Genomic DNA, 21,204 nt, shown 5'->3' on the forward strand with positions numbered 1-21,204 from the left:
TTCGTTGCACCGAGGCATCAGCGGCTCAACCTATCCTTGGAGGCGCCCCATCAGACGCAAGGCGATCGCAGGCCGTCGGGCTACAAGCAAAGCTCGCAATTGCGTTTTGAAATCGATGCCGCGAGCTCGGCGCTCCGCCTACTTTTGGCTTCTGCCAGGGGAACAACCGGTGATGTCCGGACGATCGTTGTCCGCTTGAGCGAGGATGCACTTTGAACGCGTCTTCGGTGGGGCCAATCGCACCCCTGGGCTACGTGCTCGGCGGCCGTTTCGACCTGGTGGAGGTGATCGGCGTCGGCGGCATCAGCACCGTCTATCGCGCGGTCGATCGGATCGGTCTGTGGGCGCGCGAACCAAATCCCGAAGTTGCAGTGAAGGTCATCCGACAGCACCCGACCATGCGCCAGGAATTGGTCGAGCTGCTGCATCGCGAGGCGCGTCTTTTGCGTAAGGTCGTGCACCGGAATTTGGTGCGCATTTATGACTCCGATTACGACGGCAAGTACCATTACCAGGTTATGGAGCTCCTCGAGGGCCGCTCGCTAGCCCAGATCCTGATTGAACATCACCGACGTCCACTCTCACCCGCTGCTTCCTTTCGTATTATCCGCGCCGCGGCGCAGGGGCTCGCCCATATGCACCGTTTCGGAATGGTCCATGGCGACCTGAAACCGGGAAACATCTTCATGACGTCAAGCGGAGCAGTCAAAATTCTGGACTTTGGTGCGGTCCTTGCGCTCGAGGAGACGACGCGAAGCGATAGGGCCGCGGCGCTATCGGATCAGATCGCGCTAATGACGCCGGCCTATGCATCCCCAGAGATGCTGATGGGCGAACCGCGGGCTGAAAGCGATGATGTCTACTCTCTCGCTGTGGTGGCCTATCTGGTCCTGACCGGCACGCATCCATATGCGCGGCGGCCGGCTGATGAGGCGCTCTACGAGAATCTGACACCCGCGCCGCCTTCGACCATTTCAACGGCGCAATGGCGGGCACTCGCCTCGGGTCTTGCCCTCAACCGCCGCGACCGCATCCAGACGGTCGATGAGTTCGTTCAGGGTCTCACCCGGCCGCCTTGGTTTTACCGCGTGTGGGGCGGCGCGCGCCATGCACCTGTCGTAAAGCGTGTAAGGAGACAAGATAATATTTGATCATTTCCAGTGCTTGGAAATTGCGGGCACACGCTTGCCGTCTCGGACGTCAGCTTGCTCCGCGGTAAAAGATACGAGCTTCCTAGCTCTGCGAGCGCTTCGACGTGGTGTGCCGATGACTGACTATAATCTCAGCATGAGTCTGGACATTCTCAGTAAGCCAGAGCTCGAGCTCGACGTGCAAGGCTTCGAAGGCACAGAGTGCATTTCGCTGCCGTTCAGCTATCAGGTTTATGCCACGACATCGAGCAATGCAGATATCGGCTCAATGATCGGGGAACGCGCCCGGCTGACGGTCAAAACCGCATGCGGGCGATGGATTGCCTCGGGCCTCTGCGCCCTGGTAGAGGAACTGGACCCAACAATAACCGAACTTCGGGTGCTTCAGTTCGTTTTACGCCCACGCTTCTCGGTCACCGAACTCTCCATAGCTAGCCGCGTTTACGGCCCTGGCCAGCCGGTCGGCGTGGATGACATCGTCAAGCGGGAGCTGAACAGGGCAGCCATCAGCATCCCCGCCGAGTACAATCTGGATAGCTACCCAAAGCGAAATTACGTCGCGCAGTACAATGAAAGTGATTTCAATTTCATTTCGCGCCTTTGCGAACGGAACGGAATTTTCTATTTTTTCAAGCAGGAAGACGATGGTGAGACCGTCGTCTTTGGTGACAAGAACCTGGCATTTCCCAAGGTCAGGTTCGGCGCCAGCGCGGCCATCCTGTATTCGCACCAACGCGACCGCGGCACGTCCCGCCGCGTCGACGAAAGCGCAATTCTGTCAGTCCGGCAACGCCGCGTTCTCTCGACAAAGACGATCAAGCTCCGCGATTACAACGAAACGGTGCCTTCCATCATATCCGTGGATGAAGAGGTCGGGCAAGGTGGCGGCTTCTTGGGGCAGGCGGAACGGTTCGGCGGGCATTTTGCTTCCGAAGGAGAAGCGATCACGCTTGCCAAGGTCCGTGCGGAGCAAATTGGCGCTAGTCAAACGATGTACATCGCCCACAGCGATGCGCCGGAGCTCCGCGCAGGGGGCATTTTCGCACTGCAGGGCCATCCACGGTTCGATGGCGAATATCTGGTCGTCGCCGCAGATCACTCGGCCTACCGGCCGGCGCCGACCGGGTTCAACGCGTTGCCGCGGAAAGGGCGGGCCTACTACAACATGGTCCACTGCATCCGGTCGGACGTGCCTTACCGTCCAGTCGCTATGACGCCTGTGCCGCCGGGCGTCGGTCTCTACAGCGCCAAGATCGATGGAGAGGCGTGGAACGAGCGGGCCGAAATCGACGATCAAGGCCGTTACAAGCTGCAGTTTACGTTTGCCGACGAAGCAGCGTCGAAAGGACTTGGCAGCGACTACGTTAGAAAGCTCGAGCCTTATGTTGGCCCGAGTGAAACCGGGCTCCATTTTCCCCTGGTCGCCGGAACGGAAGTTCTTGTCGGCTACATGAACGGCGATATAGACCGGCCGGTGGTGGTCGGCGCGGTGCACAATCCCGATATGAAGGGAGTAGTGACCTCCGAGACACATTTGTTCAATCGCATCAAGTCGCAGTCAGGCGCCTCTATCGAAATATTCGATGGGCCTACGTGATTTCTTCATCTCGTAGCGCTTTATGGCTGTATGGCGACCCGCGACCCGCGAGATCGATCCGTTAGAAGAAGCGGTCGCCAATGCAGCGCGCGCAACCATCCTGCCAACACCGACGATTAACGTGCCGCGGCAGTCGTCCGATGGCATTCGCACCCAATTGCTTCGCGACGGACGCGAATTGCGCCTGCTGCTATCTACGCAGTATCTAAAGCTGCAGCAACGAGGTCCTCGTGCAGTGGTCATCTACGCAGTGCGGGGCAATGCAGTCGTCGACAAACACATCGGTTATCGGGTGACGGGGCAGGCTGTGCTCGACGTTGCCACGCGTGCGTTTCTCGATGTCGAGTGTCGACTTGAGTCAGCAGGCTCTGTCATGCTGTGAGGGATCGCTGTACTTGCGCAGAGAACCTAGCGGGGACGGTGCGCCGAAATCTGCGCAGCCTTCTTTGACCGGCATATCCAAAAGATTGGTAAATACAAGCGATTTCAGTGCCACCGACATTTGGCACGGATGTTGCGATGTCTCTCGCGTCAGTTCGTGCGGGCGCATATCAGACAATGGAGGCGAAAGTGGCGCTTGAAGCTTACATTACGATCAAAGGCAAGAAGCAGGGCGACATCTCCAAAGATGCGTCCAAGCCTGATAGCATCGGGCAGGTCGCCAAGAGCGACGCCGACAACCAGTCAAAGATCACCGTCGTTGCCTTCACCAGTGGAATCGTTGTCCCACGCGATATGACGAGCGGTGTCGCCACCGGCGCGCGCAATCATCAGCCGGTGGTCTTCACCAAGTTCTTCGATCGTGCCTCGCCGCTGCTCTGGCAGGCGCTGGCCACCAACGAGGTGCTTGAAGAGGTGGTGTGCGAGTTCTACCGCGCCGACCCAGGGGGGATGCCGAAGCCGCAAAACTTCTTCAAAACGACCTGGAAGGACGCGACCTTGATCGAAGGCAAGGCTTTTCTGCCACTGACGATCAACCCGCAGAACAACTTCTTCCAAAACATGGAAGACTGGTCGTTCACCTACAAAGAAGTGAAATGGGAACACGTTCCCGGCAGTACCACCGGCGAAGACAAGTGGTGAACGACTTCGGTCCCCAGGCCGGTTTGCGGCGGCGGCGCTAGCTTTGTGAGTTCCAGCTCCGCTCGTGCTCCGCCCACTGGGGGCGCCTTGCCCGCGCCATGGCTGGGGACAGCAAAAGACGAACGCGGCGATAGCTCTGGTCGATCTCAAGTCGTTGCTTGCGCGGCTTAATGTCTGTAGCCAGGAGTAGCCTCGCTTCGGGGAGCGTTTGGCATGGCTGGTGATTTCGAGCTCGTGGTGCAGCATGCATGGCAAGGCTCCGCGGGTGATTTCATCGTCGCCGACGAAGAGGCATCGTCGGACTATGGCCATTTCGATTCTCTTCAATCGAAACTGACAGGCTTTGTGAGTGAGGTGAGTGCAGTTCCGTTCCGGCAGCTGATGCGGCTATTGCGCGGAACGGCAACTGTTCGCGCGCGAACGACAGCTGACCGTGTCCTGCTTCTGACAACAGTTCTGTTGGACTTGGAACGTCGGACACCGTCCGTCGTGTGCGAGGCGCTCCGAGCTGAACAATTTCGGTAGATCTCGTTTGCGCGGCCCTTGCTTTTGAGATGTTCCAAAAGTGGTTGGGCGCGGAGGACATCCTTGAGTCGGAGATGGACTATGACGGACAGTCCGCCGCACAAGAAGCAAAGCACGGCCGCCCGACAGGTCTACTGACCAACATGAGGCGCTCGACCTCGAGATTGACGCTGCACTTATTTCCCACTTCGAACGGAAGCCAAAAAGGGGCGACCTCGCCGGAAATTATGTGCGATGGGCGGCAAGGTCTAGCAGATGGATTTGCAAGACCGGAAGGTCACCAAAGGCGCTTAACCAACTGAGTGCCGATGTGCAGGCCTCTACCAAGGAGCGACGGGCTCTTTGGGGAGGAGGTTCTTACGCTCGAAAGAGCGTTGACCCGCCCACGGCCTGGTAGTCGCGTAGCCGATTCGAAGAGCTGAGTTGCACCATCCGACACGCCTCCGAGCCCCACCTGCACCCACCATCGCAAGGGGGCGGTCGGTCCTCAAGGACGCTTCGTGCCGCGCCGCGGTCGCCTGCGGCCATCCTTGACCGCCGGACGCCCCTTGCACCGAGCACGGCAGGTCGAGACGGCTGCGCCTGTGTTGCGTGAGATGATTTAGATCAGGTATCTGTTGGCCATTGTTGTGCGAACGGCTGTGATTCCGGGACGTGTGCGATGCGCGCTCCCGCTGACTCGCCCGGTTCGAGTTTGATTTGCGGGACAAGGATAATGTTATTGCCGCTTCGCGGATTGTTTCCGGTCACGACCCCATTCGCTGGATCCAACTGCGCCGTGTAGGGCTGGCCGAGGATGTACATATGTGTCGACTGGAACGGCGTCGTCGGCAGAAGGCCGTTTTTCGTCAGTTCGGCGATCAGGATGTCCGGGGCCGCTTGGCGGCCATGCTGCCAGCCCAAGTCAACAAGATGTCCATACTCCGCCACGGGCCTCCCTCCGCCGAAACCCGAGGACGGGAGCTCCACGAGGGATTGGGCAGGCACCTGGGCCGAGCTGGGCTGCGGAGTGTCTACCCCGGCGGAGGAATCCGCTTGCTCGAGGAGGAAGCTCCGAAGCTTTTTCAGCGCGGGTCGGATCGATGGGTTACTGGACGAGACCTTGAATTGATCAGCATCCTCCAACAGCTCATCGCGGTGAAGTCGGCGTGCGATCGGCGCCTTGTCGTTGTCAAAGAGCCAGTCACTGAACCGACGCAGCGCCGTTGCGTACACGCGGACACTCGCCGACTTCATATTCAAGTCTGTTGTTGCCCCGTATTTGTCAATAAGATCGTCGTCCTCGTCGTATTTTGCCTTCCTTAGACGGCCACTCACGGTTTTCCCTGCCGCGGCTTCCGCAAGCCCTTTCAACGCCCTCATGAGGGTAGTAACGGCGTCGGGGTCAACTCTTTGACTTACCGCATAGGCCTGCGCATCGTCATGCAGCTGATCGAACTGACCGGCCATTTCCGGCTTACCAGTCTGGCGACGCCAGGCGGAGAATTTCTTGAGCTCGCGTATCTGTTGCGCCACGACACCTTGGGTCCGGCCGGTCGTAATGGCTTGGCTTCCGAAGTCGGAAATAAGCCACTCGTCCGGAAGGGGCGCATTCAGATCCAAGTCCAAACCGCGATTGCTCGACTCGGATGGCAACGATCCGAGACTGCCGATGGCCGAGGACGACACGGCCGCGGTTGAAGACGATGCCCCGGTGATTTGCTGCGAACTGCCCTCACCGGTGTGCCCCCCCGCTGGCTCACGATGTTGTTCCCGAAGCAGCGCCAACGCGGGGCAGATCGCGCTGTTCTGGAATTCACGCTTGAACTGTTCTGCATCGTCCGTAAGCCCATCATGGAAAAGTCGGCTAGTCATGGGCTCCTTCTTGCCCTTCTTGAGCCAGTTACTGAACCTGCGAAGAACACTTGGATACCCGAGGTATCTCAACGGATGCAGACGCGTAAGTGTTTCTGCAAAATCGGAGATCAGCGCATCGTCCACATCAGGGAGCTTGTTCGGAGGGTTTTGCTTTTGCTTTTTAGCCTGCGGACTGCCCGTCATAATCCCACTCCGATGCGGCGAGGAGGCACTCAGCCTCACTCAGGGTTGCTGCATCTTGATAGCAAGGGCCGTGCCAGCGTTGTCCGGCCTGTTCAAGGGGCTTGTCGCGGCAGCCAATGAACGCCAGACCTTTCCTACGCGCCGATCGCTTGAAACCTTCGGACCGCCCATAAGCAGCGCGTTAGATCTCGCTGTCGCGATCTGGGTATCCAACATGCGCGGCGTCGAGATCAGGAAAGACGGCAAGTGCGTGAAGCTGAATGCAAACAGGGGCCTGGTCTTGCAGATAAAGGGCGAGCGCACGGCGAGTTCGAGAGCGAGTGACCGGCGCGCAGGATACCTTCTATGTCGGCAACACGAAGGGCGTTCGGCAGATCTATCAGCAGACCTTTCAAGGACTACAGCAAGGTGGCGTTTGCCAAGCTGTATGACCGCAAGGCGCCGGTCGTTACCCGGCGCCAATCTCCAGGATGAGCGTGAGCCCGCTAGGGGGCTTCTGCCGGGCCAGCCTGTCCGCGGCACGCTCTCATGTCGGAATTAGGCGTTTGGCGAATGTCTGCGGCACGCAAATCGAAAATGGTGACCTCCGGTTACGCTCTGGACGGCGCAAGCCGTTCAATCGATCGCGTGCGCGTGCAATAGCGCGGCGAGCCGGCGCCGACCTTCGTCGATCACCCCGGACCAATTCCCGAGCCCTTCCTGCACCACGACTTCGAACGATGGGTACCAGAGCGGCTTTCCGCTGCCCTGGGCCCAGTACCAAGGGTAGCCGTTTGGCACGAAGACAACGCCGGGAACTCCGAGCGACCCCGCAATATGGACTGCGAAGCTGTCGGGTCCAATCACCGCGTCGAGATTGGCGATCGCTGCAATCAATTCCGCTGGGCTGTCGATATGCACACCAGCATCAATAGGGCGGCTCCATCGCTTCATGTCGTGCCGTTGCGCGTCGGTCATCAGACTGATCGGCGTGATGGAGTGGGGAAGCGTAGCGGCGATCTGTTCCATGGTTAGACCGAGAACACCACCGTCCCACACGATGCCGACCAATGGTCTTGCAAATCTGGCCAGAGCGTCTCGCCATTTGGCGAATAACCCCGAATCGGGTCGCAGATAAGGGATGCCATCGGCAATGTTGTGCGCATCGATCGCCAGTATGCGCAATAACGATTGCAGCGGGGTGGTGGAGAGTCCAGACCTTGGCTCCTCTGAAATGACCTGCTCAGCCAGGCAGGTGAGAACTGCCCGGTAATGTGGCTCCGCAACGACTCGCACAACTTGCTGGCTCGCCAGCCGACGCACAAGACGAACGAGCGCCACGAATTCGAGCATGCAAGTCGTCGGCGGCACATAAACCAAAGTTACAAGGGCCAAGGCGACCGGCTCGGGCGTCGGGAAGCGACCGAGCGTCAGTTCAAGGGTCGTCTTCAGACAGCTTGCCGTTTCATCGTCGGGGCAGGCGTGCGCGACGTGGCTGGCAAGCGTGAGGGCGTCATTGAACCGGCCGACAAACTGCAGGGTGCGCGCCAGAACAAGCGCGGCGGAAAGATCTGATTTGTGGGTGCGTACGAACTGCGTGAGCTCCATAATGCCTCGATCCACCTCACCGTTTGCGATCGTGACGCGGGCCAGGATTTCGCGCGCGCCAAGAAGGGTCGGCGCATAGGCAAGCAACTTCTTGCAAGCGGCCTCCGCTTGCAGCCAGAGTCCAGTCGCGGCGCGGCAGTAGGCCAGATGCAGAAGTCCGGCCGTATCGAGCGGGGCCCGCAAATGGGCGCGTTCCGCAAGACTCAGCGCTTCGTCGAAGCGGTGCTGTTCGAGCAAGAGCACCGACATGTTGCGCAGCGTATCGGGATCGTCCGGGGTAAGTTCCAGGGCGCGAAGCAAGGCCGCCTCGGCCGACGCGTAGTCGCGTAAGGCGAGATCGATGGCTCCAAGTTGGAGGAAGGCGCGCGCATTGGCAGGCTCGTGCTTTAGAGCGGCTTGCGTGATCGCGCGGGCTTGCGCAATGTCGCTGCGGCACAGCAGCGCATGAGCAAGCGCGAGCTTGATGTCTTCGTTGTGCGGGACGAGTGCCGACGCGCGTTCCAGACAGATCACCGCCTCGTCGAAGCGGCCGAGCAATTCGTGGGCGATGCCGAGATTAGTGACCAGGCCGGAGTGCTCAGGATAGAGGGTTGCCGCTTCCGCCAGCATCTCGAACGCAAACTCGGTCCGCCGCCGCGCGAGCGCCAGTGTCGCCTTTACGTTGAGTATGTCAGGATCGTTGGCTACGATACGGACATCGTTCAGCAGCGCCTCCGCCTCATCGAGACGGTTGGTTGCAATGAACTCCTGTGCCGTTCTAAGGCGGTCTTGCCAGGTCGGAGCCGGAAAGCCAGTGGTCGGCATGCGCGCTATGCGACCGTCACACGTTTGCCGTCGAGGCGGAGGTCCTCGGTCACGGCAATGACCTTGCTGTGAGCCGTCTCGGAGGCAATGCCGGTCACTTTAATCACCTGGGTTTCGGTCTGAAGCGAGTCGATACGGTCGATGATAGCGATACGCTCGGCTGCCTTTACGGTAAGCGAATCCGCGCTCGCTTCCTGGATGCGCGTCACGCTGCGGAAACGGTCCGCAATCAACGTGTAAAGCCTGCCGATCCAGCTGGCCCTGTCCGCGAACACGGCAAACAGCTTAGTCCGCAGATCGATAGTGTCGGCGCGCAGGGACATTCGCTGACGGCCGGCGATAGCGATGGTGTCGCCCTCAATCGATAGATTGCCACCTGCGGGCAAAGCGAGGGTCCCGCAACTTGACCTCGGCCGCTCAAGCACAGCCAGAATGAAGACCTGCCTCGCATCGCTGAAGATTAGCACGAGGTCCTGAGGAATCGGCCGTACCAGACAGCCGAAAGCTACCACCGCCGTATGACGAGCGCCGGCGACTTCCACCTCCGACGCTGTGCCATTGTCATCGATTGCCACGATACGGGCAGTGTGATGCCCAGGATCAAGCAGGCGCTCGGTTGGCGCCAAGAGCTCAGCGTTGGTGCGGAAGGCCACTGTCATATTCTCACTCCTGCTGGCTACAGGTACAGGAGCGTACGCCAGTTTTGGGTGTTATACCGGCCGGTTGCGCTTTCGACCTCGCACACTCTGTCGACAACCTGGTGCTGATCGGAGCTCATTTGACCGATTTGCACTTGTGCGTCTGCTACTTGCACGCGCGTTTCGCACCACGTGCCGTCGAGCTTGACCCTTTTCACGTCAGCATCGTCTACCACCTTGAGATAGGTCTTCTTGACATAACGGATATCAGAATCAGCGACCTGCACGTTGTATCCACCGATGATCCTGGTCATATTGCCTGTCACCTTGTTGAATTCGTTGTCGATCGTGAGCGCATTTGCAAAGAAGTACCTGATCGAGCAGTTGCCGCCACAGCTGATTGAAAGATTGTAGCCAGCCCCGATGGAGATCGCCCCGCCGAGGAACGCAGCTACACTGAGGCCCACAGCCGTGGTAACGTTTGCGCCTTGAACGCAGGTCACTCTGGCATCGTTGTAGATTTCCATAGCCGAGCCGTTTGTGGTACGTTTCGAGTTGCCGTGAGTGGTCTCCGACACGTCGCCCTTGGTGGTCTGCTCGTAATGCGAGGCGGTCAAGCTGATGTTGCCCGCGGTTCCGTCGGCACCGGCGCTGATCGATACGTCGTTCTGGGCCGAGATCTCATAGGCGCCGTTTAGGACCTTATATCTGGCGTCGCCGTTCCTGACCTCGGTCGTGTGGCCGCGGCCGATTCTCATGAGCGAAGCGCCCTCAGCGGTTACCTGGAAGTCCTTCTGGGTGAAGGCAAGTATGCCAGCGTGGTCGCTTTCATGCTTGGTCGAATTGTTGTCGCTGGTTGAGATGAGGTCGGTAACAATCTCCTCCTCGCCGACCGAATAAGCGCCGAGCCGCAAATAGCTCGAGCTCGTCAGGGGAGAGTTTGGTGTTTCTGGGACGAAAAATCGGGCATAGGCATTCGACATAATCGGCTCCTCGGTCATTCGGATGGGTGCTTTAGCGTAGCGCCATGAATCGTGTTTGAGACGGTGATATCGACAGTCCGAATGTGTTCGGGCTGGAACCGTTCTGCTTGGTTGGCATCGCCATCTTGGTCGCCGGCGGGCCACCGATGAACAAATTGGTCGATCCCTTCATGGCGCGACCTGGACCCATGACCGTGCCCGACATGACGCCGAGGGCCACGCCCGCGTTGTCACCCGTCGATATCGCGCGCACCGTCTTCATATTGTGCGCCGGCATACACATGAGCAGGCAACGAGATTGGCTGGGAATGCTTGTCGTGTTCAAATTGATATTCGGATAGGGGGTGGGCACGACGGCGGGACCGGCCGGTGTGTTGCATACGTCGGGAAAGCCGAGATCCTGCGCCGACATGGGGCCGTTGGCATTGACGTAGGGCATAGTTCAGAACTCTCCATTGAACGGGGTCACGAAACTGGCATCGTAGAGTTCGGCAACAGCGCGTTCAGGCACCGTCGGCAGGGCGCTGCCACGCGCGCCGACGAACAGGCTGCCGTTAGTCGATGTGCAATGGAAATCGGTGCGTAGAAAGCGTGCGCCGGAGAAGTCGCTGCCATCGGCCTTAGCATGGTGCATCAGCGCATAAGGCATCTTTGCACCGCGAAACGAGGTAGATTTGGCGGATGCACGCGTAAATACGGCCATCTCCAATGTTGTGTTCGAGAGATCGCAGCTGTCGAGGCGCGCTTCCTGGAAGATGCATTGCTTCAAATCGGCGCTTCGCAGGTTGGCGGCTCGCAAGTCGGCCTTGTCGAACAGCGTATTCGAGGCGGTGGCGCGTGAGAGGTCGGCGCCCACGAGGCTGGCGCCTGACAAAATCGAGCCAGAGAGATCTACACCGGACAAGTTGACGCCGTTCAGCCTTGCCCCGCTCAAGTTCGCGCGCATCAGCGTCAGACCTGTGAGGTCTCGCTCGGATAGATCGCACTCCGCCAACAGGATAGTGTCGCATCGCATATTTGCGAGACTAGCGTTGCGCAAATCGGCCTGCGTGATGGCGGCGTTCGTGAGTGTGGTGCCGTCGAGCACGAGATTGGCCAGGTCGCAGTCCATGATGGCGCTTTGTGACAAGGTGGCGTCACGCAGGACGGCGCAGGTCAAGACACAGCGCATCATTGTCGCTTGAGTGAGCCGCGTCTCGCTGAAGTCGCCACGGCTGAGATCCGATGACATCAACGTCGACTGAACGAGATTAGCCCCTCGCCAGTTGGAATCGCCTGCGCAGCAATTCACAAACGTGCATTTGTCGAGGCAAGCGTCGGCGAATAAGGCGCCGCTGAAGTCGCAGTCCTGAAAAGTCATGCCAGTCAGGGAGGTGCCGCCGAAGTTGCTGTTGCGAAAGGATGAGCTCAGCACGAGGCCATCGTTCAGGGATAGTCCAGACAGCGTCTCGCCTTCGAGATTGACTTGGCGTACCGGGAGGCGGTGGGCGATTGATTGCAACAGCAGATCAACTGACATGGCGAGGGACCATAAGGACGGTATGCTCGATATTGGCGTTGCTCAGATCAACGGCGTCCAATGTCGAATCCATCAGGTCGGCACCATAGAGATTTGCATCGCGCAAACTGGCGCCGGCCAGATCCGCCTGATTGAGATGTGCCTCGAGCAGGTTGGCGGCATAAAAGTCGCAGCCGCGCAGATCGTTGCCGGTGAAGACCGCGCCTTTCAGCGAGGTCATTCGGAAGATCGCGCGCACCAAAGTTGACTTCCCGAAATAGACACCGTCAAGCCGCGCCATGCTGAAGTCGGTGCCGCTGATGTCGGCGTCCTGAAAGGAAAGCGCCTCCGCGCTGCTATGGCCGAAGCGGGCATCGCGAAGATCGATTTCACCGATGAAGCTGACCTGGTCAAATTTGGAGCCACTGAAATCGAGTTGCGGCGCTGCCACTTTGAGGAAGCAGGTTTGCTCCAGGCGAGTGCCGGAAAAGACCGCACCACACAGCGACAAGTCCATGAATTGTGTTCGCTGGAGGAGGGCACCCTGCCATAAGCTGTTATCCAGGGCGGCTCGAATGAACCCGCATTGATGTAGCTGCGCAGAGCGGAATGTGGCCCCGATCATTGGCAGGTGCAACATTTGTAGATCGGCGAGACGTGCGCGATCGAAGGACACACCCACCATTCGTGCTCCGAGAACATGAGTACGTACAAGCCTGCCGCCTGCGAAACGCGCCCCGCGGCAGTCGGCTTCACCAAGATTGGCGTCAGTAAGGTCGCTCGCGCTTAGATCAGCGTTGACGAGCACCGCGCCGGCAAGCGTGGCCTTCATAAGTGTTGCGCCGGCAAGGTTGGTCCCGTTCAGCTTGGCGCGTTCGAGAAAGGCGCCGGAGAAATCCGCTTTGGCGAATTGCCTGCCCGACAGGTCGGCGCCGGCAAGATCGCGGCCAGCGAGCGAGCGGCCGCGGCCGTATTCTTCCTCCACGACCTCGCCCAGCGCGCGTGCCACGGCTGGAGCCAGCGCCGATTGAGGTTCGAGCGGCTTGGGTGAGGCCAGCCTGACCGCGGCCATGGCGGGCGCGAGCTGACCTTCGGCGCGATCGATCTCGGTCTGCAGGCCGGTCAGGGCCTCCTTACTTTTCCGGACGGCCTCATCCAGCGCCGCTTCGGTCGTATCGGCGAGCGGCGGTTGATCGGTCCCGACGAATGCCTCGAACGGCGCACGACCATCGCTGGCTAACGAGGGCAGGGTGCCTCTGAGCGCCGCTTCGGCATCGGTGAAGACCGTGCGCAGACGCTGCACGGATTCAGTGGGTGCACCGTTGTTCTCGATCTGCGCTGTTATCTCGTCAATGGTCGGTGGCCGCGGCGGCTGGCACTTGACGCGCTGGGCTTCCTTTGGCAGCGCAAGTGAAGGGACGTCGGGCAGTGAAAAAGCGTCGTCCGATAACGAGGCTCGTATCGACTCAAGCGGTCTGCCAGCCGGCAGGCCGAAGAAGCGAGCGTGCGCAAGTTCGAATTGCTGATGCTCGTCGACTGGCCGTGTTGCTGCGCCAACAATCTCGCCACGCCAGTCCTTTGCCCGCGCGAGCTTGGCTTCGAACTCGTGCACGAGGGTCGGATCAACTTCCGGCGGCAAGATAGGCAATGGCTGGATCTGCTCAAAGCTTGCATCCATCGCGTGCGCAGCGTCCATGCTGCCGATCGCGGCAAGCAACGTGTCGATATCGCCCGACATAGCACTCCCGCCGGAAATCCTTTCATACGCCTCGCGCCTAGGCTCGCATTGAGCAGCAAGCTTGTCGACATCGGACACGGCCTTGGACTGGACCTCCTCCACGGCGTCGAGAATCTCGGCCAAGTCGACTTCGCCGCTCTCGAGTTCCTCGGGCAACAATTCGGGAATAGTTGACGGTTCGATGGGCGAGGTCTCGAATGTAGGGCGCAGCGCAGGTGGAAGATCGATACGTGCGAGCTCTTGATCGAGCGCCCAGCGCCTTGAGGCCTGCTGGCGCGATGCACGCTGTTCGGCCAATTCTCCTCGCCGTGCTGCGCGGCGCTCGTGCTCGGCAGACGAAAGCGCGGGCGTGAGTTGATGTTCCGAAAAGGCGTATCGCGCGGCGGTTTTCGGGTCGAGGCGCAGCCGCCTGACATTCAGATAATGATCCGCCGAGCGCGCGGGATCGCTCTGCCGCTCGTAGGCGACCATAATGTCGGCAACGTCGCTGCCGTCGATTTCCTGCACGGCGGTCGCGGCGCGGTAGATCATAATGCCCCGGCGAGCCCCGGCCAACAGCCACAGCGTATCGATGCGCGTCTGCAGTTCGCTGACAGCACGCTCTGGATCGCTCCAACCGATGAAGCATCGCACGCGAAAGGTTGGCAGCTGGCCTTCGATCAATGGATCTGCCGAGGAGAAGTTTTGCAGCGCATAGGGTTCTCCGCCGCAAAGAAAGCCGCCCAGGCGCTGGTCCAGCGGTGCGAACAGAAAGAGGCGCGCATCGACATCAAGCGCCAACGCGGGAGCGGCCGATTTCAGCCACGCCGCGTCATAAGTGCCGGCGTGTCGCAGGCGCTCCTTATCATCGAGGGCCATTGGTCCGAACGCTGCGGGTCGCGCCGCTGTCTCGATGAACTGAACCGCGTACTCGGGATCTTCGAGGTTGGGTAGGGCCACCACTTCGCCGGCCATGCTACGGCGAAGAGCCTCGTGGCCCGTGCCGGTCGGATTTGTCGGATGTCCGGCCCCGCCGAATGCGCGCTGACGCATTAGCGGCATCTGCCGGAAAGGTTTGGCAGCTGTTGGTCGCCAGCCGGACGCCGTCATCTGCCAATAGCGATCGCCCGTCACCAACAGGCGCTTCTGTATCGGTCCGAGCGACCAGCCCAATATTATGCGCTGGATCGGCCTTCCCTCGGGCGCTGCCGCATGTCCACCGATGAGCACTTCTGCTTGCGGCTTGGGCATGCCGATATCAAGCGGGCTGCCGGGCGGAAGTTCTTTCGCGCTCATGACCCAAAGTTCCTGCTCGCCCTCCAGGCGGTCAGCGCAGGGGTTTGCGAGGTCGAACATCGCCAAGGCGGAAATGATGAGGCTTGCCCCGCGAGGACGTCGCTCGCATCTGGTCAGTAGACCCAGCGTTCGGGGCTTTATAAGAATGGGCATAAGAGCGCCCCGCTAGATATCCCACTTCGCAATCTTATTTCTCCGGCGTGACAGAGTTGCGAATTGATCTGTTGCCGACGGCGCGGTGAATTGACGCGTGTGGCAGCCGCCCGCTCGGGCAGAGCCATCGTTGCGCTACACGTCAAGTTCGACTTGCCAGAACGTTCAGCTCACAAGGTTCGACGCTCAGTTAGCGAGTTCTCTTTGTCGAATACGTCAAATCGATCTAGACCATTAGGACCAATGTTTGCGAACGGCCGCTCGGGGGCGAAAGAAAGACTGCTCGTGAATGTGTTCTAATAGGACGAAAGACAGTGCACGTAACGCAACCGGCGGCGGTTGCAGGAACAACGCAAGCTCTTCGATCGTATCCAAGCCGATCCAGTCATGGCGAAATCGGCGACCTCCGAGGATAAAGCGACGCTTGATCATGATCGAGGAGGCCTCGCATCAAGCCTGATCGGCTTTGTGATTGAGTACAGCAATTTCCATTCCAAAGGCTGCTGCGATAATCGTGGGAAACGAAGGCTTTTCGTGCGAAAACGACCACTGGTCCGTGTCCAGTGTCTGGCGAACGCACAACGCCTGAAGTGCTCGAAACAGCGACCATGGTCTGCCGCACGCGAGTTCTTTCAAGATGATATCAGGAGCTTCAGTAGGGCAAACGTCGTCGGCACGTCGCTATATGCAGGCGAAGACGGCAAAAACTTTCGCACTTGCTCTCTTCGCGTTCAGCGGTCGGCTTGGTGGCGACTTCGAGGTATCCATGCCCGCGGTATCACGCGATGGACGAGACTAACTGCTTGTGACTACAGCTTACAACGGACGATGAAAAACATGATGGCAGCGCCGACCACAGTTCGAGGCCAGGCAGCAAAGAAGTGGGGTCGCACGCCGGACACGGCAGCTCGGCCTCTACCACGGCGCGGAGGTTCGGCGAGGGCTGGATCTATGCAGGTCGAACGCGTTTCGTCCACGTTGATGGCAGCAGTCTCCTCAGAGGACCAGTCGTCGATCGGTTGCAGGGACAAATCGCACCATGTCGGGCGTTGGATGGCGGGCACGTGGACGGGATGTGATCGTTTGCGGTTGCCCGGTCAGGATGGCCGTCTCAATTGCGAGCAGCGCGCGTAGGTCCGCCAAGCCTTCCTCGCCATCGGCTTCGGGCGGCGTTCCAGCCTTGATGCAATCTGAAAAGTACTGCACCTGCGCGGCAAAATGGTCGATGTGCGGAAACTGGGTTTCGCCGACCTCGCCGTCGCGGCGCAGTCGCAATTTTGTTGCCGTCTCGAACCTGAAGCCGGGGTCGAGTTCGATATCGCCCGACGTTCCGACGACCCGATAATAGTCGACGGTAGCCGCCTCGAAGCTCGCGACGAATTGGGCCAAGCCGCCTGAAGGAAAACGCAGCAAGGCCGCGACCGACGCTTCCACCTCGCCGAACCGCTGGTCATCGATCGGTCGGTGCGCCATTGCCACGGCCTCGATCGGCTCTTCAGCAAAGATATGACGAGCCGCGTTGACGCAGTAGACCCCGACGTCCTGGAGCGGTCCTCCCCAACTCGCAGCTTTGAGTCTGTGGTTCCCTGCCGCCGTCTGGAAACTGAACACCGATTGAAAGAAAAGCGGTCGGCCGATCGCGTCGTTGCGGATATGGTCGAGCACCGCGACGGTTCCGGGTTCGTTGTGGAGCCGGTAGGCGGTCATCAGAAGCACGCCGGCATCGCGCGCAGCGGCGATCATGGCGAGGGCATCTTGTTCGTTGGTAGCCAGCGGCTTCTCGACCAAAATGTGCTTGCCAGCGCGAGCCGCCCGAACAGCGTAGTCAGCATGCAAATGGTTGGGCAGAGCAATATATACCGCGTCGACGTCGGAGCCTCTCAAAAGGGCATCGTATCCGTCATAGTTGACGACCTGACCAACACCATGGAAATCCGCCAGTCGCGCGGCCTTGTCTCGATGACCGGTTACGATTGCCGTAACCTTCGAGTTTGCGGACTGTCCGACTCCCGGCAAGAAGGCCTGTTGCGAAATCGAGCCAGCCCCGACGACTGCATACCTGATCATCATTTCCTCTCCGAGGGCTCGTGTTGGATCGCGTTCGAGGCTGGTCGGAGTCCCTCCAACCTCGTTCGCTTCTGGCGGTCATGCAGCGGAGACGAGGTCGTATCTGAGGGGTGCCACCCCATTCCGGCGACAGCCTCGGACCCTGTACTGATTTCACCTCCCTCCTGACTTCCCATCAGATGACCGAGTTGGTAGAGTAACCGTTAGGCTGCGGCCAGATCGAACCGGACCTGCCGCATTGCGCCTGAAGTTGCGAATGCGCTGTCACAGCTGGCTCTCTGTTGCGGCAATAATTGCCAAGTCGCAGGAACATCAGAACCCCAAAGGTTGGCGAGGACGGACATTCACGGTCGAGCAATTGCCGTGCCAGTAAAGACCTTGTGCAAAACCTTGCTTCGAACAGGGGCGACGCATAGTTGAGCCTCCACGCAAATGTCGCAAACCCAGCACCCCAGCGCCGGAATTGTCGCTGTCGCCTCCCGGTATCGAAGCGAATGTTCCGATCAAGGGCACCCACGCCCCTGAAGCCGTCGCTGCGCCGTGAGCCGGATAGGCCTTGTGGGATCCGACAACAAGGCCGTCGGACAGCGGCTTGGTTCATCGGCCAGCAGTCTACGAACCCGGCAAGATATTTCATTGGACCAACCGATACGGCTCAACCCTGGCGGTCGGCCACGATCAGCATCGGCGCGAAGCGATGACTGGCTGGCTTGCTGGCTTGCACCAATACGGGCACGACGATCAGCTTGTATCGCGTGATTATGCCTCGAATAGATGTCGTTGCGCTGCCGTCTGCGGCCACGGCCATGCGTGACCAATGCGCGGTCTCAAGCAGTTGTCCTAGCTGTCGGCAATCAGTAGATCATGCGTTAGCAAAAGCTCATGCGTTTGCAGTTACCGCGGGTAAGTCAACGCATGACGCTCGGCCCAAAGGAGCTGCGGTGCAGGCCGTCGATCCGGTACGGGAAAAACGCCGGTGAGCGATGGGCAAGCTGCTGGAAGGACTGTGATTCAGTAAAGATGCTTGACACGTCAAAATGAACCACTGTGGTGTGAATCGCCCAAACTAGACCGATGAGGGTCGCCAGATTCGTCCGGGCCGATCTGCCAGCCATCGCCGCAAACAGAACCGCTTCGCGCGCCTGCCCCGCGGTAGATATGCGTGGAGGAGCGGCAGCCTTAGTTCGGCAAAGCCTGCTCGATGGCCTTGCGTTCCTTCACCGCCGTCGGCCGTCCGGGAGCCAGGCCGAAACCGAAGTAGCTGCCGGCGCCCGGGTTCGCCGCGGCCGGGTATTCGCGCGATAGCCAGCCGATCGCGGAGGCTCGCATCCAGACTTTGTCGCCGGAAAGCAGCGTGAACTGAACGAATTGGTCGCGGCCCGCAAGCTTGAGGACGTCGTCCACGGACTCTTTCACCGGCATCAGGTTTGCGAAGATGCCGAGCACCTACGTAAGCGGCGGTTTCGGACCGTTCGACGACAGCTCGGCCGGCACCGGAAAGAAGATTTGCGGCGAAAGGCGCAAGGTATCGGCGTCGACGCGAAATTCGCTGGTCGGCAGAGCGACGACGGCCGTAATATTCTTCGCGTCAAAGAAGACAGGCGTCCCGGTGATTGGCGTCAATTGGGCGAGCGGCGACGCTGCGAATACAGGCTCGACCAGGAACGACGCTACGGATACCACGATAGCCGCAAAATATCATTTCATTGTTCGATCCTCCAATTCTGCATCTCGCCGGTGGTCGGCAAAAAAAATCACTTCAGCGCGTTGTCGATCAGATTGGCCAGTCTGGCCGCAGCCAAGGCGGCCCGCGCTCGGGCCACGTTCTTGGCATTGGTCTCGTACTCGCGCGTTAGGAAGACCGGGTTCTTTCCCGCGCCGACCGGCGGCGCATACGCGAACTGTTTCGCAAGATCTGCGCTCTCCTGAGCCCATACAGCGGGATCGGCAATCTGCGCCTCAGCTTGGCTGACGCCGACGCTCGACAATCCGTCCTTGTCGTCCGCGTCGAAGATCGCGCCATAGGGCGAAGAATAGCCACCGAAGATCGCGTCCCAATAGGCATGCAGCGCCATGCTCCAGCCGCTCGCCGGAATCACGGACTCGGCGTTGCCGCCGGCGTCGCCATCCGGGATCTGGACCGTGTACCGTGCGGCCGCGTGGAGAGGCTGGTGGGCATCGCCGACGAGATGCAGGATCCAGACGAGATCGTACGAACGCACGTCGTCAGATGCGCCCGACGATGCGGGCAGGGCCGCGGTCAGGAGCTTGAGCTGCGTGACGAAGTCGACCGGATCCACGGGGGGCAGGGGCGTCCTGTCTGGACTGAAATCGATGTCCTTGAAGTGCCAGAAAGCGTGCTGGTTGTGGTCCGAATAGCCGATGTTCTGTCCCGCCGTGGGGCTCGTGACGGCGTCGCGCGTGTAGCCGTATTGTTTGGTCTTGATGTCGTCGGCCCACGTGGCGGCGTGAACGAATGCGTACATCTTGGCCGTCTTGTCGTCGGGCGCGCCCGCCGTCCACTTAGCGTAGTCCCCGTTCAGCTTCAGCAAGGCGTCGGCCTTGTCCCGGACGGGATCGGACAGTCGCTTGTAGGCCAGATAGGCGATCTGCATGTGCCCCTCGTCCCACCATGCGCGGGCGGGAGATGAGGCGATGCCGAGGGCCACGGCCAGAATCGAGATCGAAACCGCACGACGCATCTTGAGATGCCTCCACATTTTGTTGCCTTGGGTTGCGCTTAGAGGTTGCAACAATCCTGTTTCTTTTTACCAGAGCTCTATGACGGGCCAATGCGGGTTGCGAGGACCTTGTTGCAAAGTGTTGGTGCGACGCCTGACCATACCGACTTCCGGCCACGCTGCGGCCGATCGCGAACATCACCTCCAACTGGCGGGATTTGCAATTGAGCTCGCGACCACAGAGCGCGGGCAGAGCGAGGACCGCTCGTTGTTCGTGGCAGCGGGCATTAACCGCGTGGGTATGCATAGCACGATGGTATGCTGGTTCATCGTCCATGCATTCTGCAGGCCTTTTGTTGTGTCCGCGCGCAGCTTTTCTTCGCTCGTCGCCTCGAAGGCGCGTTTTCCGTGCGCGATCCTAGCACTAGAGATACCTGTGGTGCGTCTCAGCAACCCCGAGCCTTCAACCGACGCTGGATGAAGCTAAGTGGCAGGTCAGTCCCTCTCAGCTTTCCAAGGAACATCGCTTCTCTCGCGTTTGGAAGGTTGCCGCGCCACTGCCGATGAGGATGGGACTATCTGTGGCGCTAAGACGAAACGCCCGATTGTGCGAAAAAGCCATGCCTTCTCGGAAAAGCTACGCTTGAGGTGCACGGTCGCGAAGCTAGGCTCATGTAATCGCCTCAGATGGATCGATGTTTGTGAACCGTATCCGTTTCGGCGCTGGCGCTCTCGCCGTCTCCGGAATCCTATTCGTGATCTATCTGGCACTTCGACCGTTCTCCGACGAAAGGTCGCTGCTGGCGCCGCTGCCTTCGGGTCTCGGGCATGGCTGGCGTCGCACATGCTTGCCGTTGTGGCGTTTATGTTGCTGCCATTAGGGCTGTTAGAGTTGCCACGCTCTCTCCTTGCGACGCCCGCCGAACGTCGGTTCTTTGTCTCCGTCGTCTTGAGCGTGATTGGCATAGGCTTTAAGCTGCCGTTCTACGGCGGCGAAACCTATGGTCTTTACGCGCTGGGGCAGGAAGCGCCCCGGCAGAACTCCGACGCCATCCGCTCCGGACCGGCCTTGTGATGCTCACTAGCGGCCTGCTGCTCCCTGCGGTCTCAGCAATTGTGACCGCAACGGCGCTGCTTTGGCGCTCCTGTCAGTATCCGAGGGCAAGCGGCGTTCTTCGCCGCCGGTATGTCCTTGTACACATTCCCGCAATTCTTCAGCGCGCAGCCGCTCCGCATTACACGTGGATTACTGGTCGCAGTCGGCTGCGTTTGGATGGCCGCGTGTCTTTGGCGGCGGGGATAGTTGGCGCGTCGAGAGTAACTCTCCCCGGCGAGGCGGGTATGACCCATCGTAAACTGTTATTCGGCGCACCAGGGGAACGCT

General features: G+C 59.9%; 18 protein-coding genes and 1 pseudogene. 7 read left to right on the forward strand and 12 right to left on the reverse strand.

All coding sequences use genetic code 11. The annotated features are described in order from the left end of the window. Window positions 1-212 precede the first annotated feature (212 nt). The 5 genes from YUU_RS0108585 (at window position 213) to YUU_RS0108605 (ending at window position 4,356) form a co-directional block, all read left to right on the forward strand. On the forward strand, window positions 213-1,151 hold the full coding sequence (locus YUU_RS0108585) for a serine/threonine-protein kinase (RefSeq protein WP_084801372.1): 939 nt from the start codon (window positions 213-215) through the stop codon (window positions 1,149-1,151). Between the two features lie 115 nt (window positions 1,152-1,266). Further along, window positions 1,267-2,748, forward strand: coding sequence for a type VI secretion system Vgr family protein (locus YUU_RS0108590; protein ID WP_035661662.1), 1,482 nt, complete (start codon window positions 1,267-1,269; stop codon window positions 2,746-2,748). A gap of 22 nt (window positions 2,749-2,770) precedes the next feature. After that, window positions 2,771-3,130 (forward strand): hypothetical protein, encoded by a 360-nt coding sequence (locus tag YUU_RS0108595; protein WP_027522015.1) that lies wholly within the window; start codon window positions 2,771-2,773, stop codon window positions 3,128-3,130. 188 nt (window positions 3,131-3,318) lie between these two features. Further along, entirely contained in the window at window positions 3,319-3,831 is a 513-nt protein-coding gene (locus YUU_RS50395; protein ID WP_063621685.1) for an Hcp family type VI secretion system effector, read from the forward strand. Window positions 3,832-4,044: 213 nt separating this feature from the next. After that, a complete protein-coding gene (locus YUU_RS0108605) occupies window positions 4,045-4,356 on the forward strand; it encodes a hypothetical protein (protein ID WP_027522016.1) in 312 nt (103 codons plus the stop codon). 606 nt (window positions 4,357-4,962) lie between these two features. Here the strand turns inward: YUU_RS0108605 and YUU_RS0108615 are convergent. After that, entirely contained in the window at window positions 4,963-6,396 is a 1,434-nt protein-coding gene (locus tag YUU_RS0108615; protein WP_027522018.1) for a hypothetical protein, read from the reverse strand. A gap of 326 nt (window positions 6,397-6,722) precedes the next feature. Between YUU_RS0108615 and YUU_RS58465 the strand changes: the two are divergent. Next, window positions 6,723-6,843: pseudogene (locus YUU_RS58465) on the forward strand (IS481 family transposase); the annotation flags it as partial. A gap of 168 nt (window positions 6,844-7,011) precedes the next feature. Here YUU_RS58465 and YUU_RS0108625 read toward each other — a convergent pair. From YUU_RS0108625 to YUU_RS0108675, 11 genes are all read right to left on the reverse strand, one after another. After that, entirely contained in the window at window positions 7,012-8,787 is a 1,776-nt protein-coding gene (locus YUU_RS0108625; protein ID WP_027522020.1) for a tetratricopeptide repeat protein, read from the reverse strand. Window positions 8,788-8,792: 5 nt separating this feature from the next. After that, window positions 8,793-9,446: a DUF3540 domain-containing protein gene (locus tag YUU_RS0108630; protein ID WP_027522021.1), complete on the reverse strand. Its 654-nt coding sequence runs from the start codon at window positions 9,444-9,446 to the stop codon at window positions 8,793-8,795. Between the two features lie 17 nt (window positions 9,447-9,463). Beyond that, on the reverse strand, window positions 9,464-10,408 hold the full coding sequence (locus YUU_RS0108635; protein ID WP_156944171.1) for a hypothetical protein: 945 nt from the start codon (window positions 10,406-10,408) through the stop codon (window positions 9,464-9,466). 31 nt (window positions 10,409-10,439) lie between these two features. Next, complete coding sequence (locus tag YUU_RS0108640; RefSeq protein ID WP_063621679.1) at window positions 10,440-10,847, reverse strand: DUF4150 domain-containing protein; 408 nt, start codon at window positions 10,845-10,847, stop codon at window positions 10,440-10,442. 3 nt (window positions 10,848-10,850) lie between these two features. After that, window positions 10,851-11,927 (reverse strand): pentapeptide repeat-containing protein, encoded by a 1,077-nt coding sequence (locus YUU_RS54985; RefSeq protein ID WP_027522024.1) that lies wholly within the window; start codon window positions 11,925-11,927, stop codon window positions 10,851-10,853. Next, complete coding sequence (locus YUU_RS54990) at window positions 11,917-15,072, reverse strand: DUF2169 domain-containing protein (RefSeq protein ID WP_084801373.1); 3,156 nt, start codon at window positions 15,070-15,072, stop codon at window positions 11,917-11,919. The genes YUU_RS54985 and YUU_RS54990 overlap by 11 nt, the downstream gene beginning before the upstream one ends. Before the next feature lie 996 nt (window positions 15,073-16,068). After that, complete coding sequence (locus YUU_RS0108655; RefSeq protein ID WP_027522026.1) at window positions 16,069-17,142, reverse strand: Gfo/Idh/MocA family protein; 1,074 nt, start codon at window positions 17,140-17,142, stop codon at window positions 16,069-16,071. Window positions 17,143-17,794: 652 nt separating this feature from the next. Beyond that, the gene (locus tag YUU_RS58470) at window positions 17,795-17,947 is read right to left on the reverse strand and encodes a hypothetical protein (RefSeq protein ID WP_156944172.1); all 153 of its coding nucleotides are present in this window, start codon (window positions 17,945-17,947) and stop codon (window positions 17,795-17,797) included. Between the two features lie 371 nt (window positions 17,948-18,318). Beyond that, entirely contained in the window at window positions 18,319-18,585 is a 267-nt protein-coding gene (locus YUU_RS0108665; protein WP_027522027.1) for a hypothetical protein, read from the reverse strand. Next, on the reverse strand, window positions 18,586-18,822 hold the full coding sequence (locus YUU_RS0108670) for a hypothetical protein (RefSeq protein WP_027522028.1): 237 nt from the start codon (window positions 18,820-18,822) through the stop codon (window positions 18,586-18,588). 71 nt (window positions 18,823-18,893) lie between these two features. Next, entirely contained in the window at window positions 18,894-19,808 is a 915-nt protein-coding gene (locus YUU_RS0108675; RefSeq protein WP_245287972.1) for a S1/P1 nuclease, read from the reverse strand. An 856-nt stretch (window positions 19,809-20,664) separates the two neighbouring features. Here YUU_RS0108675 and YUU_RS0108680 point away from each other — a divergent pair. Continuing rightward, window positions 20,665-20,895 (forward strand): hypothetical protein, encoded by a 231-nt coding sequence (locus YUU_RS0108680; protein ID WP_027522030.1) that lies wholly within the window; start codon window positions 20,665-20,667, stop codon window positions 20,893-20,895. Window positions 20,896-21,204 lie beyond the last annotated feature (309 nt).

Source organism: Bradyrhizobium sp. Ec3.3 (assembly GCF_000472925.1).
In the GTDB taxonomy this organism is placed as follows: domain Bacteria; phylum Pseudomonadota; class Alphaproteobacteria; order Rhizobiales; family Xanthobacteraceae; genus Bradyrhizobium.

Excerpts from the sequence above, each read along its gene's own strand:
- YUU_RS54985 (WP_027522024.1), bottom strand. The coding sequence starts at position 11,927 with ATGTCAGTTGATCTGCTGTTGCAATCAATCGCCCACCGCCTCCCGGTA.
- YUU_RS0108590 (WP_035661662.1), top strand. The coding sequence starts at position 1,267 with ATGACTGACTATAATCTCAGCATGAGTCTGGACATTCTCAGTAAGCCA.
- YUU_RS0108655 (WP_027522026.1), bottom strand. The coding sequence starts at position 17,142 with ATGATGATCAGGTATGCAGTCGTCGGGGCTGGCTCGATTTCGCAACAG.
- YUU_RS58470 (WP_156944172.1), bottom strand. The coding sequence starts at position 17,947 with ATGGCCGTGGCCGCAGACGGCAGCGCAACGACATCTATTCGAGGCATA.
- YUU_RS0108615 (WP_027522018.1), bottom strand. The coding sequence starts at position 6,396 with ATGACGGGCAGTCCGCAGGCTAAAAAGCAAAAGCAAAACCCTCCGAAC.
- YUU_RS0108680 (WP_027522030.1), top strand. The coding sequence starts at position 20,665 with ATGCTTGCCGTTGTGGCGTTTATGTTGCTGCCATTAGGGCTGTTAGAG.
- YUU_RS0108630 (WP_027522021.1), bottom strand. The coding sequence starts at position 9,446 with ATGACAGTGGCCTTCCGCACCAACGCTGAGCTCTTGGCGCCAACCGAG.
- YUU_RS0108605 (WP_027522016.1), top strand. The coding sequence starts at position 4,045 with ATGGCTGGTGATTTCGAGCTCGTGGTGCAGCATGCATGGCAAGGCTCC.
- YUU_RS0108625 (WP_027522020.1), bottom strand. The coding sequence starts at position 8,787 with ATGCCGACCACTGGCTTTCCGGCTCCGACCTGGCAAGACCGCCTTAGA.
- YUU_RS54990 (WP_084801373.1), bottom strand. The coding sequence starts at position 15,072 with ATGCCCATTCTTATAAAGCCCCGAACGCTGGGTCTACTGACCAGATGC.
- YUU_RS0108635 (WP_156944171.1), bottom strand. The coding sequence starts at position 10,408 with ATGTCGAATGCCTATGCCCGATTTTTCGTCCCAGAAACACCAAACTCT.
- YUU_RS0108640 (WP_063621679.1), bottom strand. The coding sequence starts at position 10,847 with ATGCCCTACGTCAATGCCAACGGCCCCATGTCGGCGCAGGATCTCGGC.
- YUU_RS0108595 (WP_027522015.1), top strand. The coding sequence starts at position 2,771 with ATGGCTGTATGGCGACCCGCGACCCGCGAGATCGATCCGTTAGAAGAA.